The sequence below is a fragment of the Propioniciclava sp. LT432 genome, from assembly GCF_059515965.1.
In genome coordinates this window covers 40,264-59,763 of record NZ_JCAKNE010000015.1, presented here as the reverse complement: position 1 = coordinate 59,763, position 19,500 = coordinate 40,264, and the positions used below count along the sequence as shown (strand labels likewise).

At 71.5% G+C, this 19,500-nt stretch carries 21 protein-coding genes; 16 read left to right on the top strand and 5 right to left on the bottom strand.

Translation table 11 applies throughout. The annotated features are described in order from the left end of the window. Positions 1-30: 30 nt before the first annotated feature. From pyrG to AC5YDV_RS09855, 3 genes are read left to right on the top strand one after another with little or no spacing between them, the layout of a single operon-like run. Positions 31-1,683, top strand: coding sequence for a CTP synthase (gene pyrG, locus AC5YDV_RS09865; RefSeq protein WP_496183358.1), 1,653 nt, complete (start codon positions 31-33; stop codon positions 1,681-1,683). Between the two features lie 5 nt (positions 1,684-1,688). Next, a complete protein-coding gene (locus AC5YDV_RS09860; protein WP_496183357.1) occupies positions 1,689-2,396 on the top strand; it encodes an NUDIX domain-containing protein in 708 nt (235 codons plus the stop codon). Beyond that, positions 2,393-3,328: a site-specific tyrosine recombinase XerD gene (locus tag AC5YDV_RS09855; protein WP_496183356.1), complete on the top strand. Its 936-nt coding sequence runs from the start codon at positions 2,393-2,395 to the stop codon at positions 3,326-3,328. Before AC5YDV_RS09860 ends, AC5YDV_RS09855 begins: the two co-directional genes overlap by 4 nt. A gap of 13 nt (positions 3,329-3,341) precedes the next feature. Here AC5YDV_RS09855 and AC5YDV_RS09850 read toward each other — a convergent pair whose 3' ends face one another. Continuing rightward, positions 3,342-3,818: a MarR family winged helix-turn-helix transcriptional regulator gene (locus AC5YDV_RS09850; protein WP_496183355.1), complete on the bottom strand. Its 477-nt coding sequence runs from the start codon at positions 3,816-3,818 to the stop codon at positions 3,342-3,344. A 292-nt stretch (positions 3,819-4,110) separates the two neighbouring features. On the opposite strand from AC5YDV_RS09850, the gene AC5YDV_RS09845 reads away from it, so the two are divergent. From AC5YDV_RS09845 to AC5YDV_RS09805, 9 genes are read left to right on the top strand one after another with little or no spacing between them, the layout of a single operon-like run. Next, entirely contained in the window at positions 4,111-5,004 is an 894-nt protein-coding gene (locus AC5YDV_RS09845) for a ParA family protein (RefSeq protein WP_496183354.1), read from the top strand. Next, positions 4,989-5,369: a hypothetical protein gene (locus AC5YDV_RS09840; RefSeq protein ID WP_496183353.1), complete on the top strand. Its 381-nt coding sequence runs from the start codon at positions 4,989-4,991 to the stop codon at positions 5,367-5,369. The genes AC5YDV_RS09845 and AC5YDV_RS09840 overlap by 16 nt, the downstream gene beginning before the upstream one ends. Beyond that, a complete protein-coding gene (locus AC5YDV_RS09835; protein ID WP_496183352.1) occupies positions 5,366-6,202 on the top strand; it encodes a segregation and condensation protein A in 837 nt (278 codons plus the stop codon). Before AC5YDV_RS09840 ends, AC5YDV_RS09835 begins: the two co-directional genes overlap by 4 nt. Next, positions 6,195-6,929, top strand: a complete 735-nt coding sequence (gene scpB, locus AC5YDV_RS09830; protein ID WP_496183351.1) for an SMC-Scp complex subunit ScpB — start codon at positions 6,195-6,197, stop codon at positions 6,927-6,929. Before AC5YDV_RS09835 ends, scpB begins: the two co-directional genes overlap by 8 nt. After that, positions 6,929-7,666, top strand: coding sequence for a pseudouridine synthase (locus AC5YDV_RS09825; protein ID WP_496183350.1), 738 nt, complete (start codon positions 6,929-6,931; stop codon positions 7,664-7,666). Before scpB ends, AC5YDV_RS09825 begins: the two co-directional genes overlap by 1 nt. Further along, positions 7,666-9,069, top strand: coding sequence for a proteasome accessory factor PafA2 family protein (locus AC5YDV_RS09820; RefSeq protein ID WP_496183349.1), 1,404 nt, complete (start codon positions 7,666-7,668; stop codon positions 9,067-9,069). Before AC5YDV_RS09825 ends, AC5YDV_RS09820 begins: the two co-directional genes overlap by 1 nt. A 16-nt stretch (positions 9,070-9,085) precedes the next feature. Continuing rightward, positions 9,086-10,108: an FKBP-type peptidyl-prolyl cis-trans isomerase gene (locus AC5YDV_RS09815; RefSeq protein ID WP_496183348.1), complete on the top strand. Its 1,023-nt coding sequence runs from the start codon at positions 9,086-9,088 to the stop codon at positions 10,106-10,108. Positions 10,109-10,157: 49 nt separating this feature from the next. After that, entirely contained in the window at positions 10,158-10,544 is a 387-nt protein-coding gene (locus AC5YDV_RS09810) for a DUF6394 family protein (RefSeq protein ID WP_496183347.1), read from the top strand. A gap of 9 nt (positions 10,545-10,553) precedes the next feature. After that, positions 10,554-12,281 carry a potassium channel family protein gene (locus AC5YDV_RS09805; protein ID WP_496183346.1) on the top strand — a complete coding sequence of 576 codons (1,728 nt, stop codon included), beginning with the start codon at positions 10,554-10,556 and terminating at the stop codon, positions 12,279-12,281. On the opposite strand, the gene gluQRS is transcribed toward AC5YDV_RS09805, so the two are convergent. The 4 genes from gluQRS to AC5YDV_RS09785 all read right to left on the bottom strand — a co-directional run bounded on the left by gluQRS (position 12,278) and on the right by AC5YDV_RS09785 (position 16,254). After that, complete coding sequence (gluQRS, locus tag AC5YDV_RS09800; protein WP_496183345.1) at positions 12,278-13,177, bottom strand: tRNA glutamyl-Q(34) synthetase GluQRS; 900 nt, start codon at positions 13,175-13,177, stop codon at positions 12,278-12,280. The genes AC5YDV_RS09805 and gluQRS overlap by 4 nt on opposite strands. Positions 13,178-13,332: 155 nt before the next feature. After that, a complete protein-coding gene (gene catA, locus AC5YDV_RS09795) occupies positions 13,333-14,190 on the bottom strand; it encodes a catechol 1,2-dioxygenase (RefSeq protein WP_496183344.1) in 858 nt (285 codons plus the stop codon). A gap of 61 nt (positions 14,191-14,251) precedes the next feature. Further along, positions 14,252-15,364 (bottom strand): mandelate racemase/muconate lactonizing enzyme family protein, encoded by a 1,113-nt coding sequence (locus AC5YDV_RS09790; protein ID WP_496183343.1) that lies wholly within the window; start codon positions 15,362-15,364, stop codon positions 14,252-14,254. Further along, positions 15,361-16,254, bottom strand: coding sequence for a LysR substrate-binding domain-containing protein (locus AC5YDV_RS09785; RefSeq protein ID WP_496183342.1), 894 nt, complete (start codon positions 16,252-16,254; stop codon positions 15,361-15,363). Before AC5YDV_RS09785 ends, AC5YDV_RS09790 begins: the two co-directional genes overlap by 4 nt. Positions 16,255-16,429: 175 nt before the next feature. On the opposite strand from AC5YDV_RS09785, the gene AC5YDV_RS09780 reads away from it, so the two are divergent. Genes AC5YDV_RS09780 through tatC form a run of 4 tightly spaced genes read left to right on the top strand, consistent with a single transcriptional unit; the run spans position 16,430 to position 19,493 of the window. Then, on the top strand, positions 16,430-17,359 hold the full coding sequence (locus tag AC5YDV_RS09780; RefSeq protein ID WP_496183341.1) for a helix-turn-helix transcriptional regulator: 930 nt from the start codon (positions 16,430-16,432) through the stop codon (positions 17,357-17,359). After that, on the top strand, positions 17,350-18,351 hold the full coding sequence (locus AC5YDV_RS09775; RefSeq protein WP_496183340.1) for a helix-turn-helix transcriptional regulator: 1,002 nt from the start codon (positions 17,350-17,352) through the stop codon (positions 18,349-18,351). The genes AC5YDV_RS09780 and AC5YDV_RS09775 overlap by 10 nt, the downstream gene beginning before the upstream one ends. Positions 18,352-18,353: 2 nt before the next feature. Beyond that, positions 18,354-18,662 carry a Sec-independent protein translocase subunit TatA/TatB gene (locus tag AC5YDV_RS09770; RefSeq protein ID WP_496183339.1) on the top strand — a complete coding sequence of 103 codons (309 nt, stop codon included), beginning with the start codon at positions 18,354-18,356 and terminating at the stop codon, positions 18,660-18,662. A 6-nt stretch (positions 18,663-18,668) separates the two neighbouring features. After that, positions 18,669-19,493 carry a twin-arginine translocase subunit TatC gene (gene tatC / locus AC5YDV_RS09765; protein ID WP_496183338.1) on the top strand — a complete coding sequence of 275 codons (825 nt, stop codon included), beginning with the start codon at positions 18,669-18,671 and terminating at the stop codon, positions 19,491-19,493. Positions 19,494-19,500 lie beyond the last annotated feature (7 nt).

The window sequence follows — 19,500 nt, the reverse complement described above, 5'->3', positions numbered from 1 at the left end:
CGGTGCGCGACGGACGTATGCTGGAGGTCCGTGGGCATCGCGCAGCAGACCAAGCACATCTTCGTCACCGGGGGCGTCGCCTCCTCCCTCGGCAAGGGCCTGACGGCCTCCAGCCTCGGCTCCTTGCTCGTCGCGCGGGGACTCCGCGTCACGATGCAGAAGCTCGACCCGTACCTCAACGTCGACCCCGGCACCATGAACCCGTTCCAGCACGGCGAGGTGTTCGTCACCGAGGACGGCGCCGAGACAGACCTGGACATCGGCCACTACGAGCGGTTCCTGGACGTCAACCTCTCCGCCGAGGCCAACATCACCACGGGAAAGGTCTACTCGACCGTGATCGCCAAGGAGCGGCGCGGCGACTACCTGGGGGACACCGTGCAGGTGATCCCGCACATCACGAACCAGATTCGCGACGACATGCAGGCGATGGCCGGCGAGCACACCGACGTGGTGATCCACGAGATCGGCGGCACCGTCGGCGACATCGAGTCGCTCCCGTTCCTGGAGGCGGCCCGACAGGTGCGCCGCGAGGTCGGCCGCGAGAACTGCTTCTTCCTGCACGTGTCCCTGGTGCCCTACATCGGGCCGTCCGGTGAACTCAAGACCAAGCCCACCCAGCACTCCGTCGCCGCCCTGCGTCAGGTCGGCATCACGCCGGACGCCGTTGTGGCGCGCTGCGTCCGCGACGTGCCCGCCTCGATCAAGCGCAAGATCGCGCTGATGTGCGACGTGGACGAGGAGGCCGTCATCTCCTGTCCCGACGCCTCGTCCATCTACGAGATCCCCGCGGTCCTCTTCAACGAGGGGTTGGACGCCTACGTCGTGCGTCGCCTGGGCGTGAAGTTCCGCGACGTCGACTGGCGTCGCTGGGACGACCTGCTCCAGCGCGTCCGCCACCCCCGGGAGGACGTGACGATCGCGCTGGTCGGCAAGTACGTGGACCTGCCCGACGCCTACCTGTCGGTCACGGAGGCACTCCGCGCGGGTGCGTTCCACCACTGGGCCAGGGCCGACATCCGCTGGGTGCCGTCGGATGAGTGCGCGACGCACGAGGGGGCGGCTCGTCTGCTCGGCGACGTCGATGCCGTCGTCGTCCCGGGGGGCTTCGGGATCCGGGGTGTCGAGGGCAAGCTCGGTGCGCTCACCTACGCGCGGGAGAACGGGATCCCCACGCTGGGCCTGTGCCTGGGCCTGCAGTGCATGGTGATGGAGGTGGCCCGCAACCTGGCGGGCCTGCCGGGCGCGGCGTCCACGGAGTTCGACCCCCGCACCGAGCATCCGGTGATCTCGACGATGGCCGAGCAGCACGCGTTCGTGGAGGGCGCCGGCGACCTGGGTGGCACGATGCGGTTGGGCTCCTACCCGGCCGTGCTGCAGGAGGGGTCGCTCGTCGCCGAGGCGTACGGAACCACCGAGGTCTCCGAGCGGCACCGGCACCGGTACGAGGTCAACAACGCCTACCGTGACCGGCTCGAGGCGGCCGGACTGCACGTCTCGGGCACCTCCCCGGACGGCACCCTCGTCGAATTCGTCGAGTTCGACCGCGCGCAGCACCCGTTCTTCGTGGCGACCCAGGCCCACCCCGAGTTGAAGTCGCGCCCGACCCAGGCGCACCCGTTGTTCGCGGGCCTCGTCTCCGCCGCCCTCGAACGCCGGCGCAGCCAGCGTCTGGTGGGATGAACCCCGTGTCGTCCTCCTTGCGCGTCCTGACCGGTGACGAGGTCACCGACGAGCCGCTCGCCTGGCCGGTGCGTTCCCACACACTGCTGGGCGGCGGGCTCGTGTCCGACTTCGTCCGTGACGAGGTCCTGACCCCGGCCGGCGAGGTGATGAAGCGCGACTACCTCCTGCACCCCGGCGCGGTGGGGATCATCGCCCTCGACGACGCCGAGCGCGTCGTGGTCGTGCGCCAACTCCGGCACCCGGTCGGATTCCGGCTGGTCGAGCCTCCGGCCGGCCTCATCGACGCGGGGGAGACCTCGTGGCTGGCGGCGGCCCAACGCGAGCTGGCCGAGGAGGTCGAGCTGGCGGCGTCCGACTGGCGCATCCTGGTCGACTACATGACGTCCCCGGGCTGCCTGCAGGAGACGCTCCGCGTCTTCCTGGCCCGGGGCCTGACGCGGGTGGGGCGTCCCGACGGGTTCGTGGTCGAACACGAGGAGGCCGAGATGGAGGTCTGCCTGGTCGCCCTCGACGAACTCGTGGAGGCGATCTACGCCGGACGCATCCAGAACCCCACGATGGTGGTCGGCACCCTGGCCGCGTACGCCGCCCTGCGCACCGGCAGGGTGGACGCGCTGCGTCCGGCCGACAGCCCGTGGCCCGCGCGCGGGGCGAAACAGGCTCGCGACGCCCGGATCCATGCCCTCGGCGGACAGACGCGGCCGCGTTGACCCCCCTCGAGCGAACCGTCGGCGCCTACCTGGACCACCTCGAGGCCGAGGTGGGCGCCTCGGTGCACACCGTGTCGGGCTACCGGCGTGACCTCGCCCGATACGTGGCCTTCCTGGCAGGCGAGGGGGTGACCTCCGTCGCCGACGTGCACCCCGACCAGGTGCAGGCGTTCGCGGAGCGGCTGCGGGCCGGGGGAGTGGACCGTCCGCCGCTGGCGCCCTCCAGTGTGGCGCGTGCGGTGGCGTCCGTCCGGGGGTTCCACGCGTTCGCCGTCCGCGACGGTGACGCGGACGACAACCCGGCCGCTCGCGTCTCGGCCCCCAAGCAGGGGAAGCGCCTCCCCAAGGCACTGTCGGTCGACCAGGTGCAGGCATTGTTGGACGTCCCGGACCGCACGACGCCGGTCGGCCTGCGGGACGCCCTGCTGCTGGAGTTGCTCTACGGCACCGGCGCGCGTGTCTCGGAGGTCTGCGCGTTGGACGTGGACGACGTCTCGGCGCAACTCCAGGATCCCGACCTGGGCGTCCGGCTCTTCGGCAAGGGGCGCAAGGAACGGATCGTGCCCCTGGGGTCCTTCGCCCGGACGGCCGTCGGGGAGTGGCTGGTGCGTGGGCGTCCGACCTTCATCGCCCGGGCGTCGCGGCCCGGCCCGGCGCTGCTGCTCAACGCGCGCGGCGGACGCCTGTCCCGACAGTCCGCCTTCAACATCCTCACCGAGTGCGGCGAGCGCGCCCGCCTCGGGGTGCCAGTGAGCCCGCACACGCTGCGCCACTCGTTCGCGACGCACCTCCTCGATGGCGGGGCGGACGTGCGGGTGGTGCAGGAGCTCCTCGGGCACGCCTCGGTGACCACCACGCAGATCTACACGCTCGTGACCGTCGAGCACCTGCGGGAGGTCTTCCTCAGTTCGCACCCGCGCGCGCGGGCCTGACGGGCTGTCGTGGTCAGCGGGCGGTCATCCGTCCATCGGGATCGATGCGGTCGAGGATCGCGTCCGATATCGCGGCGAGTTGCTCGAGCTGCTCGGCGCTCAGGGCGTCCAGGAACGACTCGCGGACCTGCGTGACGTGACCCGGCGCCGCCTCGACGAGCACCTGGTAGCCCTCGTCGGTCAGGGTGACGTTGGTGGCCCGGCCGTCCTCCTTGCACGCGCTCCGGGCGACCAGGCTCCGACCCTCCAGGCGCGTCACCACGTGCGACATGCGGGTCAGCGAGGAGTTGGTGCGGCTGGCCAACCCGGTCATCCGCAGCGTGCGGGTCGGCTGCTCCGAGAGCATGGCGAGCACCTGGTACTCCATGTGGGTGAGGTGGGAGTCGCGGCGCAGCTGGGAGTCGAGCAGGCCGGGGTACAGCTCCACCACGGCCCGGAATTTCAGCCAGGTCTCGATCTCGGTCTCGTTCAGCCATCGCACGTCGGTCATGGCAACAACTGTACCAAAAGGTTGACGGTTCAACAATGCCGACGTAGCTTGTTGCCCAGCGAGCTCGAGGCCATGGGCTTCCTGCAGATCAGCCTCGCCGCAGGCGAGAAGTTCGGGTGGGACCAGGGCTTCGGCGTCGTCGCCTGACCGCTCCACCGGGAGGACGGCCCGATCGGGGAGCGGGCCGTCCTGAGCGTCTCCACGTCCGTCTCCGGGCCGGGCCGCGCGCCGAGTCACTTTGTCGCCTTTTTGGGCGTAAGGTCACCCGTGACGACCCCACGGAAGGACCATCGTGAGCCACAATCCGGCGCTCTTCGAGGACGATGCCGACACCGAGGCCAGTGGCCTGGGCCCGACCGGGCGGCCCTGGCCCGACCTGCCCGAGCCACGCGCGCCGAAGGCCGGACCGAAGAACGCCGTGGTCATCGCGATGACGAACCAGAAGGGTGGCGTCGGCAAGACGACCACCACGATCAACCTGGGCGCCGCGCTCGCCGAGACGGGCCGCAAGGTCCTCCTCGTGGACTTCGATCCCCAGGGGTCCGCCTCCGTCGGCCTGGGGGTCAACCCCCACACCCTCGACCTCAGCATCTACAACCTGCTGTTGTCCCGTGACGTCTCCATCGACGAGGTCATCCTGCAGACCTCCGTCGAGAACCTCGACCTCCTGCCGGCCAACATCGACCTGTCCGCCGCCGAGGTGCAGCTCGTCTCCGAAGTCGCCCGCGAGCAGACCCTGAGTCGTGCGCTGCGCACGGTCAGGAACGCCTACGACATCATCATCATCGACTGTGCGCCCAGCCTCGGGTTGCTCACCGTCAACGCGTTGACGGCCGCCGACCAGGCGATGATCCCGCTGGAGTGCGAGTTCTTCGCCCTGCGGGGCGTGGCGCTCCTCACCGACACCATCGCCAAGGTCACCGAACGGTTGAACCCCGAGCTGGAGATCCTCGGCATCGTCGGCACCATGTTCGACGGCCGGACGCTGCACAGCCGCGAAGTGCTGGATCGCGTCGTCGAGGCGTTCGGCGACAGGGTGTTCCACACCGTGATCAGGCGCACGGTCAAGTTCCCCGAGACCACCGTCGCCGGGGAACCCATCACCACGTACGCCAGCTCGAGCCCAGGAGCGACCGCCTACCGCAACCTGGCCCGGGAGGTGCTCGCGAGATGTCCCGACGCCTAGGCCTGCCCGGGGCGTCCGAACTCTTCCGTTCGACCGCCGAAATCGGCGCCGAGGCGGACGCGCTCCGCGAGTCCGATCCCGCGCCGGAGCCCACCCCGAAGGCCAAGGCGCCGCGTCGGCGTCCGGCCTCGGCGCAGGCGGGGGACGTCGAGCACACCGGCCGGGTTCGGCACGACGAGAAGATCACCGTCTACGTGAGCGGCGATGAGTTGCTGGCCCTGGAGCGCCTGCGACTCGACCTCCGGGCCGAGCACGGGTTGGCCGTCGACCGGGGACGCATCGTCCGGGCGGCCATCGCCTCCGCGTTGGCGGCCTTTGCCGAGCAGGGGGAAGAGGCCGACGTCGTCCGGCGGCTCTCGCAGTGACCGAGCCGGCGGCCTTCACGCTCCGGCTGGACAACTTCGAGGGCCCCTTCGACCTGCTGCTGCAGCTGATCAGCAGGCACAAGCTGGACGTGACCGAGGTCGCGCTCAGCCGCGTCACGGACGAGTTCATCGCCCACATCCGTGCCCTGGGGGAGTCGTGGGACCTCGACCAGACCAGTTCCTTCCTCGTCGTCGCCGCCACCCTGCTCGACCTCAAGGCGGCGCGTCTCCTGCCCCAGGGCGAGGTCGAGGACGCCGAGGACCTGGCGCTGCTCGAGGCGCGGGACCTGCTGTTCGCCCGCCTCCTGCAGTACCGGGCCTTCAAGGTCGTGGCCGGGCTCATGGGGGAGCGGCTCGCGGAGCAGGCGTTGCGGCACGCCCGACCCGGGGGCCTGGAAGACGCCTTCACCCGCCTGCTCCCCGAGGTGGAGATCCCCGTCGACGGTGACCACCTGGCCTGGCTGGCGGCCCGGGCCCTCCAGCCAAGGGAGGAGCCGACGGTGTCGCTGGCCCACCTGCACGCGCCGGCGGTCAGCGTCCGCGAGCAGGCGGACATCATCGTCGGGCGCCTCCGCAAGGCCGGAACCGCGACGTTCCGCGCGCTGGTGGCGGACGCCGGCGAGCGGCTCGTCGTGGTGGCGCGCTTCCTGGCCCTGCTGGAGCTGGCCCGCGAGCGGGCGGTCGCGTTCGAGCAGGTGACGCCGCTGGGCGACCTCACCATCCGGTGGACCGGCAGCGCCGACGGCGAGTTGCGGATCTCGGCGGAGTTCGACGGCGGGACGCCCCAGGAGGAACCGGCGGAGTCCGGCGACACGGAGGAGACACATGCGTGACACGACGGTGACGGCGCCCCTGGAGGCGCTGCTGCTGATGGCGACCGAGCCGATGGGGGCCGCCGAACTGGCCCAAGCGCTGGACGTCCCCACGCCCGTGGTGTGGGAGGCGCTGGAGGAACTCGCCGGCTTCTACGACGAGACCGGGCGGGGTTTCGAGCTCCGCCAGGTCGGCGAGGGCTGGCGCCTCTACACGCGTCCCGAGCACCACGAGCTCATCGCCACCTGGGTGCTCGAGGGCCAGCAGGCCAAGCTGTCGCAGGCGGCCCTGGAGACCCTCGCGGTGGTGGCCTACCTGCAGCCCCTCTCGCGCAGCCGCGTGGGGTCCATCCGCGGGGTGAACGTCGACGGCGTCATGCGGACGCTGGCCACGCGCGGGTTGATCGAGGAGGCGGGGCACTCGGAGGAGACGGGGGCCATGCTGTGGCGCACCAGCCCGCTGTTCCTGGAGAAGATGGGGCTCACGTCGCTGGACGACCTGCCGCCCATCGCCCCGCACCTCCCGGAGGCGTCCCTGCTGGAGGCGGAACTGGCCGGGCTGGCCGAGACGCCCGCCGCGCGGGATGATGGACCCATGAGCGAGAACATCGAGATCCCGAGCGCGGAGCAGGCCGCCGCGTGGGCCGAGGCCGAGGCGTCCGAGCACGAGGAGCGTGACCAGCAGGCGGCCACGGCCGACGAGGTGCCGGCCACGGTGGATCTCGACCGCCTCTCCGAGCCTTCCTGATGGGGGCGGAGGAGGGGATCCGGCTGCAGAAGGCGCTCGCCCAGGCGGGCATCGCCTCGCGACGCGCGGCCGAGATCATGATCGAGGAGGGCCGGATCGAGGTGAACGGCCAGGTCGTCACCGAGCAGGGCCGCCGTGTCGATCCCGACCACGACGTCATCCGCGTGGACGGCAGCCGCATCCCGCCGCCCCGACGGCACGTCTACGTCGTGCTGAACAAGCCGCGCGGCGTCGTCTCGACGATGGACGACCCCGAGGGGCGCCCGGCCGTCGCCGACTTCCTGGGCAAGTACTCGCGTGACCGCCTCTTCCACGTCGGGCGGCTCGACACCGACACCGAGGGCATGCTGCTCCTCACCAACGACGGCGACTTCGCCCAACGGATGATGCACCCCAGCTACGAGCTCACGAAGACCTATGTGGCCGAGGTGGAGGGCTTCGTCGACAACGCGACCTTGAAGCGCATCGGCAAGGGCATCCGCCTCGAGGACGGCTGGGTCAACCCCGACAACCTCAAGCTCGGCATCCGGACCGACCAACGCACGATGATCACGCTGTCGATCCACGAGGGTCGCAACCGGATCGTCCGCCGCCTGTTCGACGCGGTCGGCCATCCCGTGCGGACTCTCGCGCGCACCCAGATCGGGCCGGTCAAGATGGGTCACCTACCGTCCGGCCAGATCCGGGACCTGACCCGCGACGAGCTCGGCGCCCTCCTGGACGCCGTCAAGCTGTAGTGGCGCCTCGGCGCATCTACGGGATCGAGACCGAGTACGGCCTCGCCGTGACGAGCGACGGGCGCAGGCTCTCGGCGGATGAGGCCGGCCAGCGCTTGTTCGCACCGATCGCGCGCGAGTACGCGACGACCAACCTCTTCCACCGCGGGGGCGGACGCCTGTACCTCGACATCGGCTCGCACCCGGAGTACGCCACGCCGGAGTGCACCACCGCGTCCGAGGTCGTCACCGCGCAGCGGGCAGGGGACGTGCTCCTGCTCGAGTTGGCGCGGGCAGCGACCGCGCTGGAGGCGGAGGAGGGCCGGGACACGTCGTTCCGGCTCCTGCGCAACAACGTCGACCCGTTCGGGAACACCTGGGGCAGCCACGAGAACTACCTCGTGGACCGCGCCACAGACCCGCGCGTCCTCAGCGACTGGCTGGTGCCGTTCCTGGTGTCGCGGCTGCTCGTCGGCGGGGCGGGACACTGGCGCCGCGGACGCTTCGCGCTCGCCCAGCGCGGGGACGTGCTGGCCGACGTGGTCTCCAACCAGACCACCCGGTCGCGTCCGCTCATCAACACGCGCGACGAGCCGCACGCCGACGCCGAGCGGCACCGCCGTCTGCACGTCATCTCGGGGGACACCAACTCCCTGGAGCACCCGATGTGGCTCGTCGTCGTGGCGACCGAGCTGGTGCTGCGCCGCGCCGAGGCCGGTGGGACGCCGCCGCCCGGGCCGGTCGAGCCGCTCCCGGCCCTGCGCACCTGGAACCGCGACCCGGACGCCGGCGTCCCGGCCACCGACGGCCGCTGGGTCACCGCACGGGGACTGCAGCGCGCCTACCTCGCCGCGACCGAGGACCTCGCCTCGGACGCCGACGAGACCGGCGCCGGCTGGCGGGCCTGGCGGGACCTGCTGGACGCCCTCGACGCCGGGCGACCCAGCGGCGCCGAGTGGGACGCCAAGCGTCGGGTGATCGAGGCCTGGCGTGACCGGCACAAACTCGCCGACACCGATCCCCGGCTGGACGCCCTCGACCTGCGCTGGCACGAGATCGGTGTCGGACCGGACGGGCGCCCCCGCGGGCTGGCCGCCCGCTGGGAGGGGGCGCACGGCGTCCGCCACACGACGGACGCCGAGGTGGCCGCCGCCACCCGGATCGCTCCCGGCGCCACCCGCGCCCGGCTGCGCGGCGACCTGCTGGCCGCGGCCCAGGACGGCGGCCGCGACCACGCCGTCGACTGGTCGCACTTCGCGGTGCGGGACCTCCCCGGCCCCGACGGACGGCGTCCGGAGCCGGTGGACCTGGCGTTGACCGACCCCTTCGTCGAGAGCCTGCCCGAGGCGTCCGCCCTGGTGTCGCGGATGCGATCGGAGCCTCGGCTGCGCCCCTTGGGCGGCTTCGTGCCCCCCATGCACTGACCGCTAGCATGGCTGGGTGCACCTGACCCGCCGTCCTTCCCGTTTCGTCCTCGGCGCCTCGGCGCTGGCGCTGTCCCTCACCCTCGCCGCCTGCGGTGGGGCACCCGCGTCGACCGCGTCCCCGGACGCCACCCCCGCCGCGACCGCGTCCGCCACCCCCGAGGCCACACCGACCCCCACGCCGAGCCGCGAGCCGGTTCCGGCGTCGAACAACCTCGACGGCATCACGGTGGCCGGCGCAGCCGGCGCGGCACCCGAGGTCACGGTCCCGGCGCCCTTCGCGATCGACGAGACGCGCACCAGGACCATCGTGGAGGGCAATGCGGCGGCGCCGGCGGCGACGGCCGACAGCACCGTGGAGGTGCACTACGTCGGCATCAACGGTCGCACGGGGGAGAAGTTCGACTCCTCGTGGGACGGCGGCGCACCCACCCCCTTCCCCCTGAACCAGGTCGTCCCCGGATTCACCAAGGGCCTCACCGGCACCAAGGCGGGCCAGCGCATCCTCATCGCCATGCCGGGTACGGACGGGTACGACTCCTCCGGCGGCAACCCGCCCGCCATCGAGGTCGGTGACACGCTCGTGTTCGTCGTGGACGTCCTGGCCGTGTCGGCCCAGGAGCCGTCCGGCACCCCCGAGACCCCGTCCCTGCCCGTCACCCTGGGCGACGAGGGCGGCAAGCCCACCGTCACGATCCCGACGGGCAGCACCCCGCCGTCCGAACTGGTGGCCACGCCGGTCATCCGGGGAGTCCAGCCGGCCGTCGAGGCGGGCGACACCGTCGTGGTCCGCTACCGCGCGTGGTCGTGGAAGACGGGAGAGATGGTCGAGGACAAGTTCGACGCCCCCGTCGCGGGCAACATCGACGAGACCATCGCGGCCTGGCAGCAGGGCATCGTGGGGCAGCCCATCGGCTCCCGGGTCGTCCTCATCGCCCCGCCGGCACTGGGCTACGACAAGCCCAGCCAGAACCCGCCGATCGAGGCCGGTGACACGGTCGTCTACGTCGTCGACATCCTGTTCGCGTCCCAGTCCTGACCGCGTGCCGCCCACGCCCCGGCCCACTCGGCGGGGCTAGGGTGGCGCCATGAACCTGGAGAAGGTCGTCTTCGGCTTCTTCGTGCTGCTGGCCGCCACGCTTAACTTCGGCTACGTGACCGGCGACATCGGCAACCCCGAGCACCACAACGTGCTCGAGTTGTACGCCGCGGTCGTGGTGAACATCATCGCGGCGATCCTCAAGTTCGGTGATCGCACGCAGATCGGTGCGATCCACCTGGCGGCGAGCCTGGTCGCCACGATCCAGCTGATCGCGGCCACCCTCGCCTGGATCTGGTACACCCAGATCCTCACCGCCCCGATCTCGACCCACTCGATGTCCAGCGTGGTGTCGCTGGCGCTGGGCGCCGTGCTGGCCAACGTGGTCTCGGTGGTGCTCATGGTCATCGAGACGGCGAACTTCCGCCGCCACTGAGCCGCGGCCATGACGCTGCCCTCGACGTCGCCCGAACCCCCGCCGCCCGGCGCGGCGCGGACCCTGCGTCGTCGCTTCGTGCAGGTGCCCTCGCCGGCCCCGGCCACGGACGCGCTGTTCCTGGCGCTGCGTCGCCTCCGCGCGCCGCTCATCGTCGTGGTGGTGGTCTTCGCGGTGTCCGTCGCCGGCCTGGCCGCGATCCCGGGTGTCGACGACAAGGGGCAGCCCTTCCGCATGTCGGTGTTCGACTCGTTCTACTTCATGGCCTACACCGCGACCACGATCGGTTTCGGCGAGACGCCGTACGCCTTCACCCGTGAACAGCGACTGTGGGTGACGATCTGCATCTTCGCCTCCGTCGTCGCGTGGGCCTACTTGCTGGCCACCCTGTTCGCCCTGTTGCAGGAGCATTCCTTCAAGGCTGCGTTGGCGCGACAGGCCTTCGTCCGGCGTGTCCGGCGGCTGCGTCGGCCCTTCCTGATCGTCGTCGGGTACGGGCAGATGGGGCGCGCCGCGTCCGAGACGCTGGACCAGCTGGGCCGCAGTTGCGTCGTCGTGGCCGCCGACTCCGAATCCATCGATGCGCTGACGGGCGCCCAGCTGGCCAACGACGTCCCCGGGCTGGTCGGCGACGCCCGCGACCCCGCCGTCCTGGGGCTGGCGGGATTGGGCAGCAAGCACTGCGCCGGCGTCCTGGCGCTGACCGACGACGACGCGGTGAACCTGTCGATCGTGATGGCCGTCACGCTGCTGCGCCACGACATCCCGGTGATCTCGCGGGCGAACGTGCGCGACATCGCCAAGGCGATGCGCGAGTTCGGCGCCAAGGGCGTGGTGAACCCGTTCGAGCGGTACGGCAACTACCTCGTCATGCGCCTGAGGCGCCCGGCCACGTACCGCCTCCTCACCTGGCTCATCGCCGCGCCGGGGACCAGGGTCAGCGCTGACGCGGAGGAGTTCCCCGACGGCCTGTGGATCGTGGCGTCCGACGACCACTTCGGGCCCGAGATCGTGCAGGACCTCGAGGACGCCGGCCTGTCGGCGAGCCTGGTGTGGCCGGTGGACGGCGCCCCGGACGTCACCGGTGCGGTCGGCCTGATCGCCGGCGGTTCGGACGACGCGACCAACCTCGCCCTGGCCGGCCACGCACGCCTGGTCGACCCCGACCTCTTCCTGGCGGTGCGCCAGCGGTCGCAGCGCAACGACCCGCTGTTGCGCGCCTTCGTGCCCGACTCGGTGTTCGTGCCGGCCCACCTGACGGTGCAGGAGGCCCTCGCGCGCGTCATCACCCCCTCGTTCTGGGACTTCGTCACGCACGTGTGGGACATGCCGGACGCCGACGCCGAGTCCCTGCTCGGCCGCCTCCTCGAGGCGGTCGGACGGCACTCACCGGACAGCCAGCGCCTCGTGGTGGGGGAGGTCGACACGCCCGCCGTGGAGCGGCGCCTGCACGGGGGGACGGTGCTGTTGGGCGACCTCTACCGCGACCCGGACGACCGCGACCGGAGGGTCCAGGCGGTGCCGGTCATGCTGCTGCGGGGCAGTGAAACCATCTTCCTGCCCGAGGACGACACCCGACTCCGTTCGGGGGACATCGTCCTCAGCGTCGGCAGCCACCGCGCCTTCGACGTCATGGCCGAGGCCCAGCACTACGACCACGCTCTGGAGTACCTGGCGACCGGCGAGGTGGTCCCGGCCACTGCGGTGGGACGACTCGTGAGGCGCCTGACGTCCTAGTCGCGGCTGGGTGCAGCGTGCCACACCCAGCGTTTCGGCCGAACGGCGGGATCGAAGCGCTCCAGCAGGGTGCCGAGGTCGACGTCGTCCTCGGGCTCGCACAGTCCAAGGGAGTGGCCCAACGTGGCGAGTACCTGCCCCGGCGTCCGGCCCGATGCGGCGAGGTCGGCCAAGGTCACCGCGCCGTCGCGCTTGGCGAGGCGCTGGCCGGCTTCGTTGACGACCAGCCCGACATGAGCGTACTCCGGCTCCGACCCACCCAGTTCACGCGCCAGCCAGGCCTGTCGTGGGGAGCTGGCCAGCAGGTCGTCGCCCCGGACGACCTGGGTGACGCCCTGGGCGAGGTCGTCCACCACGACGGCGAGGTTGTACGCGAACGCGCCGTCGTTGCGTCGCACGACGAAGTCGTCGACGGTGCCTGTCACGTCGCCGGCCCACCGGTCGCGCACGGTGACCACCTCGGCCTTGGCGTCCACGCGGAGCGCGGGTGGCCGGACGGCGGCCCTGGCGGCCCGCTCGGCGTCCGTCAGGCGGCGGCAGGTGCCGGGGTAGGGGCGGTACCCGTCGTCGTGGGGGGCCGAGGACGCCTCGGCGATCTCGCGCCGGGTGCAGAAGCACGGATAGGTGGGGAGTCGGCTCAGGGCCTGCTCGTAGAGGGACAGCCGCTGCGACTGCCACACGACCTCGCCGTCGGGGAGGATGCCGAGCGCCGCGAGGTCGGCGAGTTGGCGCGTGGCCACGTCGGGCGCGGCGCTGACGCGGGTCGCGTCGAGGTCCTCGATGCGGATGAGGTGGGGGATGCCGGTGTACCTGGCGAGCAGCCAGGACACCACGGCGGTCCGCAGGTTGCCCACGTGCAGGTCGGAGGTCGGGCTCGGCGCGAACCGTCCGGCCATGCGCCCTCCCTCTCGTCATGCCCCGCGGGCCCGTGCGGTGCGGCGACCACCCTAGACCGAACGCCGGCAGGGGGCATGCGCTGGGGGTGTGTGTGAGTGATGCACAGCTGCATCACTCACACACACCCAGCACAAGACACCCTGGGGCGGACGGATCAGGCCGTGACCGGATCCAGCACGAAGTCGTACTCGACGACCTCGCCGCCGCCCTCGCCCGGCTGGACGTCCAGCACGAGCTCGGGCTTGACGGCCGAGGCGATGTCGTCCTGGTTGTGCGGATCACCGGGGAAGTACAGCTGCGCGGTGATCTCCTCGTGGCCGGGGGCGTTCACCTTGACGTGCAGGTGGGCCGGACGCCACGCGTGCCACCCGGCCGCCGCGATGAGCTTGCCGCAGGCGCCGTCGGTGGGGATCTGGTACGGCGCGGGGCGCACCGTGGTGATCTCGAACCTGCCGTCGGGGCCGGTGGTGAAGGTGCCGCGCAGGTTCCACTCGGGCAGGCCGGGGGCGTACTGGCTGTAGAAGCCATTGCCGTCGGCGTGCCACAGCTCGACCGAACCGGCGAGCGGGGTGCCGTCGGTCGAGCGGATCTGGCCCTTCCACACCAGCGGGGTGCCCGGCTCGTCCTCGCGCATCGGGATCGTGCCCTGGGCGCCGCGCTCGGGCGCGTCCGGCACGTAGTAGGGGCCCTCGATGGAACCCTTGTTGCCCTGGCGATGCTCCGTGGCAACCTCCTCGACGACGTGCTCCACCCACACGTCGAGGAAGAGCGGCCACTCGCCGTCCTCACCGACCGAGATCAGCCAGTTCTTGAGGGCGTCGTACTCGGCGTAGGTCACCTTGTGCCGGCGGATGGTGTCGTGGACGGCCGTCAGCACCTCGGTGGCCAGCAGCGACACGCGCTCCTGCGGCACCTCGATGGTCTCCTTCTGCTTGTTGCGGAAGGCAGCGGTGGCTCCGGCGCCGGACTCGGCGGCCTTGGCGTCGAACTCGGAACGGGTGGTGTCGGTCATGGTCATCTCCTTTGATTGAACGGTGTGGTGGGTGGTCGGTGGCGGGACGTGGTGCGTGGGGTCAGCGATCGACGCGGTAGCGGTCGACCTTCTCCTCGTCGATCCGGACGCCGATGCCCGGCTCGGTCGAGACGACCATCTCGCCTCCGCTGATCGTCAGCGGCTCGACCAGCAGGTCGTCGGAGATGTCGAGGAAGTTCGAGAGTTCGCCGGCCCGCGCGCTGGTGGCGCGGTGCGCGGCACCGAAGGCCAGCGTGCAGGCGGTGCCCAGTTGGCCGTCGATCTGGTTGCCCATCACGACCTCGACCCCCAGGCCCTCGGCCAGGTGGAGGACGCGCGCGGACTCGGTGAACCCGGTCCGGGCGGTCTTGATCGAGATGGCGGTGGCCGACCCGCCGAGCAACTCGCGGGTCACCTCGGCGGGACGGGTGGCCGACTCGTCGGCGATGTAGGGGATCGGGCACTGGCTGACGAGCCAGCGGCGTCCGAGCACGTCGTCGGCGGGGTTGAGCTCCTCGGCGAAGCTCAGGCCCATGTCGGCCAGCAGGCGCAGGGCACGGGCCGACTCGGTGGCACTCCAGCCGCGGTTGCCGTCGATGTAGAGCTCGATCGAGTCGCCGTAGGCCTCGCGCAGGGCGCGGACGATCGCGATGTCGGGGTCGATCGGGTTGCGGCCGACCTTCACCTTGAAGGTGCGGACGCCGTAGGTGTCGATCATCCGGGCGGCCTCGTCGACCATCTTCGCCGGGCTGTCGAAGCCCAGCATGTGGCTGACCCGCAGCCGGTCGGTGTACCCGCCCAGGAGGCGGTGGACGGGCTGGCCCCAGGCCTTGCCCAAGACGTCCCAGACCGCCATGTCGATCGCGGCCTTGGCGGTCGGGTTGCCGATCGTCCGGTGCATGCGCTGCCACATGACCTCGCGCTCGGTCACCTCGAGCCCGATGATCGCGGGGGCGAACAGCTGGGTGATCACGGCGGCGATCGAGGTCTGCGTCTCGCCGTAGGTGTACGGGCGCGGCGGCGCCTCGGCGTGGCCGACGAGCCCGCCCTCGGTGTGGACGCGCACCAGCACGTGATCGGCGTGGGTCACCTCGCCCGACGCGAAGCGCAGCGGCTTGGTGTACGGAATCCGGTAGGGCACCACGTCGACGGCGGTGATGGTCAGGTCGGTCATGCGGTCTCCTGGAGGGGGGATCGGGTGAGGACGGCGAGGACGTTCGCCAGCAGGGCGGAATCGGCGTCCGCGCGCCAGGCGAGGGCGAGGGGGACGCGTTCGGTGTCGGGCAGGGTGCGGTAGGTGACGCCCTCCAGCGCCAGCGCCCGGGAGCTCATCGGCACGAGCGCGACTCCCAGACCGGCGGCGACCAGCGCGATGACCGTCGCCGTCTCGCGGACGAGGTGTTCCCGCCGGGGCGAGAACCCCGCCGCGGCGCACGCCCGGACGACGGCCTCGTCGACCACCGAGCCGGACGCGGGGTCGTAGGTGACGAACGGCTCGTGCGCGAGGTCGGCGAGGGTGAGGTGGTCGCGGCTGGCGAGCGGGTGCCCGGCGGGGAGGGCGAGGACCAGTTCCTCCTCGGTGAGCAGGTGCGTGGCGATCCCGTCGACGTCCAGGGGCGTCCGCAGGACGCCCAGGTCGATCCGGTTCCCCAGCAGCGCGCTCGTCTGGGCGGGGGTGAGCATCTCGGTCTCGATCCGCAGGCCCACACCGGGAAGCTCGGCCTTGATGGCCCGGGCCAGCCCCGGCAGGACCCCGTACGAGGCCGATCCCGTGACGCCCACGCGGAGGACCCCGACCTTGCCGGATCCGATACGACGCACCCGGTCGAGGGTGTCGTCCAGTCCGGCCAGGGTCAGCTCGGCCTCGCGGCGCAGGACGCGTCCGGCGTCGGTGAGGCGCACCTGGCGCGTGTCGCGGGTGAATAGGTCTGCCCCCACCTCGGCCTCGAGCTGGCGGATCGCGCGGGACAGGGGAGGTGCGGCCATGTGCAGGCGCTCGGCGGCACGACCGAAGTGCTCGGTCTCGGCCACGGCGAGGAAGTACCGCAGATGGCGAAGCTCCATGGGTCAGCCCTCCTCGTCGTCGAGTGGTTGCTCCCGGGTAAGGGAACCGGGTGGTCATGACCCTACGTGGAGGTATTGGGACCTGTACAGGACCCGTTGTGGCGTGATTGTTACCCCAGGGGTCATGATCCGTCCCCGAAGGTGAGGCAGCACGGGGGCCGGTAGCCTGAGGGGCGTGTCAGCGCGGAAGTCCGAACGGATCATGAACCTCACGATCTGTCTGCTCATGGCGCGCCGCTTCCTGGAGCGCGAGCAGATCCGGGAACTCGTCGAGGGGTACCACGGCCTGTCGGACGCCGCGTTCGAGCGCACGTTCGAGCGCGACAAGGAGGACCTCCGGGCCATGGGCGTGCCGGTCGAGACCGGCAGCAACTCGGTGCTGTTCCCGGACGAGGTGGGCTACCGGATCCGCCGCTCCGACTTCGAACTGCCCGAGATCGACTTCGACCCAGCCGAGACCGCCGCCCTGGGCGTGGCGTCCACGGTCTGGGACGACGCACGCCGGGGCGGCGAGGCCGCCAAGGCGTTGGCCAAGCTGCGGGCGTCCGGCCTCGACCCGGACGCCGACCGCGCGGCCACGTTCGCGCCGTCGGTCGGGGCCCGCGAACCCGCGTTCGAGGTGCTGTGGGAGGCCGTCGTCGCCTCGCGTCCGGTCGCCTTCACCTACCGGGGCGTGGACCGCGTGGTCGAGCCCTGGCGCCTGGTCAACCGTCGAGGGGCCTGGTACCTGATCGGCCTCGACCGCACCCGCGGCGAGGGCCGCTCCTTCAAGGTCTCCCGCATCGAGTCGGTGCCCGTCCTCAGAACCGGTGACGTCCCCGCCCCCGATCCCGCGGTCGTGGCGGCGCATGTGGCGTCCCTCGATGCCCGCCGCGACAACGAGGCCGTCGTCGCCGTCCGAGAAGGGACCGCCCCCGACCTGGTCCGCTACGCCGAGCCCGTGGACGTCGACGTGCCACCCGGCTTCGCCGCCTGGCGCGTGCGCCTGCCGGCGGACGCCGCGGGTGACCTCGCGTGGTACGGGGCGGACGTCATCGTCCTCGATCCCCCCGCGCTGGCGGACGCCCTGCGTGCCCACCTCGAGGCGGTGGCGGCATGGGGATGACCTCGAGCAGCCAGGTTCCCCGCCTGCTGGCGCTGGTGCCCTACCTGCAGGCCCATCCGGACGCCGACCTCGCGGCCACGGCGTCCGTCTTCGAGGTGACCCAGAGGCAGCTGGTGGCCGACCTCAAGGTGCTCTGGTTCTGCGGACTTCCGGGCGGCGCCCCGGGCGACCTCATCGAGGTCGACATGGACGCCCTGGAGTCGGGCCGGATCCGGTTGACCAACGCGGAGTTCCTGTCCCGCCCCCAACGCTTCACGCCAGAGGAGGCGCTCAGCCTCATCGTCGCCCTGCGCGCCATCGAGGAGACGGCAGATGCGGGGCGGGGTGAAGCCGTGCGGTCCGCACGCGCGAAGCTGGAGGCCGCCATGGGCGGGGGAGTGGATCGCGTCGCCGTCGACGTCTCCGCCGGTCAGGAGGCGATCCGCGGCCAGTTGGCTGACGCCGTCGCGGGCCGTCGCGTGGTGCGGCTGACGTACCACGGCGCCTCACGGGGAGTCGCGACGCGACCGGTCGTCGAACCGGCCGGGCTCGGCACCCGCGACGGCTACGGCTACCTGACGGCTTGGGCCCGCGAACGCGGGGACTGGCGCACCTACCGCCTGGACCGGATCGTCGCCGTGGAGGACACCGGTGAACAGGCGTCCGACCCCGGGCCGGCCCCGGCGCTGGCGTCCGGGTGGCTCGACCGCCGGCCCGACGCGGCCGAGGTCACGCTCGACCTGCGACCCGAGGGCCACTGGGTCACGGAGTACCACCCCCTGGTGTCCGTCGAGCGGCTGCCGGGCGACATCGTCCGGGTGCGGATGCTGGTGGCGGACCCGGCGTGGTTCCGACGCCTGCTGCTGCGCCTCGGACCCGCCATCGCCCGCATCGACCCGCCAGAAGCCGCGAATTCGGCGATCGAAGCGGCGAAGGACGCCCTGAGAACGGCTGCGGGCCACGTCGACGCGGACCCCTACACTGGGCCGCGTACATCGAACCTCAAGGAGTGACAATGCCGTTCAACATGCAGGGCTGGGAGTGGGTCATCCTGATCATCCTCGCGCTCCTGATCTTCGGCGGTAGCCGACTGGCCGGCGCCGGCAAGAACGCCGGCCGTGCCCTGCGCGAGTTCAAGGACGAGACGCGTCAGATCAAGGCGGACGAGGAGCGCGCGCAGCGCGAGGCCGAGCTCCGCCAGCGCGAGCACGAGCTGGAGCAGCGTGAGCGCGCCGCCGGTGCCGCGCCGGCGGACACCACCGACGAGGTGCACGAGGCCGAGGTGGTCGAGGAGCGCAAGCCCGAGACGCGCGACCAGGCCTGATCGTTCGTGGCCAAGCTCATCCCGGGCTGGCTCAAACCCCCGAAGGTCCCCGCTGACGGGGTGATGTCCTTGTCGGACCACCTTCGGGAGTTGCGCTACCGGCTGATCCTCTCCGTGGTCGTGATCACCCTGGGGGCGATCCTCTGCGCGGTCTTCTACATGCAGGTCTTCACGTTCCTGCTGGAGCCGTGGCGGACGGCGACGGAGATCCTCAAGGGGATCCGTCCGAACCTCGAGGTCACGGCGGTGCTGTCGGGCGTGACGGCGCCGCTGATCCTGGCGCTCATGGTCTGTGCCGTCGGCGGGCTCGTGGTCACCAGCCCCATCTGGCTCTACCAGATCTGGGCCTACCTCGCCCCGGCGCTGTTGGCCAAGGAGAAGCGCTATGCGCTGCTCTTCCTCCTGGCGGCGGTTCCGCTGTTCCTGGTCGGGGTGGTCCTCGGGTACGTCATCGCCCCGCAGGCGTTCGCGATCATGCTGGGGTTCACCCCCGACGCCTTCGAGATCTCGAACCTCGTCCCCGTGGACACGTTCCTCACCCTCATGATCCAGCTGATGCTGGTCTTCGGCGCGGGCTTCCTGCTGCCGGTGATCGTGGTCACGCTGAACTTCGTGGGAGTCGTGTCGGGCGCCGCGCTGAGGTCGGCCCGGCGCTACGTGCTGTTCGGGTGCGCCATCTTCAGCGCGGCCGCCACCCCCGGCGGTGACCCCTTCTCGATGCTGGCCCTGGCCGTCCCCATGATGCTGCTGTTCCTGATCGCCGAGGCGATCTGCCACTGGAACGACAGGCGCCGCGCCAGCCAGCGGGCGAAGGAACTCGAGGGCGCATGAGGAACCC

Coding starts and splice junctions, on each gene's coding strand:
- AC5YDV_RS09850 (WP_496183355.1), bottom strand. CDS start 3,818: ATGACCGACGTGCGATGGCTGAACGAGACCGAGATCGAGACCTGGCTG.
- AC5YDV_RS09840 (WP_496183353.1), top strand. CDS start 4,989: ATGTCCCGACGCCTAGGCCTGCCCGGGGCGTCCGAACTCTTCCGTTCG.
- scpB (WP_496183351.1), top strand. CDS start 6,195: ATGCGTGACACGACGGTGACGGCGCCCCTGGAGGCGCTGCTGCTGATG.
- AC5YDV_RS09825 (WP_496183350.1), top strand. CDS start 6,929: ATGGGGGCGGAGGAGGGGATCCGGCTGCAGAAGGCGCTCGCCCAGGCG.
- AC5YDV_RS09810 (WP_496183347.1), top strand. CDS start 10,158: ATGAACCTGGAGAAGGTCGTCTTCGGCTTCTTCGTGCTGCTGGCCGCC.
- AC5YDV_RS09805 (WP_496183346.1), top strand. CDS start 10,554: ATGACGCTGCCCTCGACGTCGCCCGAACCCCCGCCGCCCGGCGCGGCG.
- gluQRS (WP_496183345.1), bottom strand. CDS start 13,177: ATGGCCGGACGGTTCGCGCCGAGCCCGACCTCCGACCTGCACGTGGGC.
- catA (WP_496183344.1), bottom strand. CDS start 14,190: ATGACCGACACCACCCGTTCCGAGTTCGACGCCAAGGCCGCCGAGTCC.
- AC5YDV_RS09790 (WP_496183343.1), bottom strand. CDS start 15,364: ATGACCGACCTGACCATCACCGCCGTCGACGTGGTGCCCTACCGGATT.
- AC5YDV_RS09785 (WP_496183342.1), bottom strand. CDS start 16,254: ATGGAGCTTCGCCATCTGCGGTACTTCCTCGCCGTGGCCGAGACCGAG.
- AC5YDV_RS09775 (WP_496183340.1), top strand. CDS start 17,350: ATGGGGATGACCTCGAGCAGCCAGGTTCCCCGCCTGCTGGCGCTGGTG.
- AC5YDV_RS09770 (WP_496183339.1), top strand. CDS start 18,354: ATGCCGTTCAACATGCAGGGCTGGGAGTGGGTCATCCTGATCATCCTC.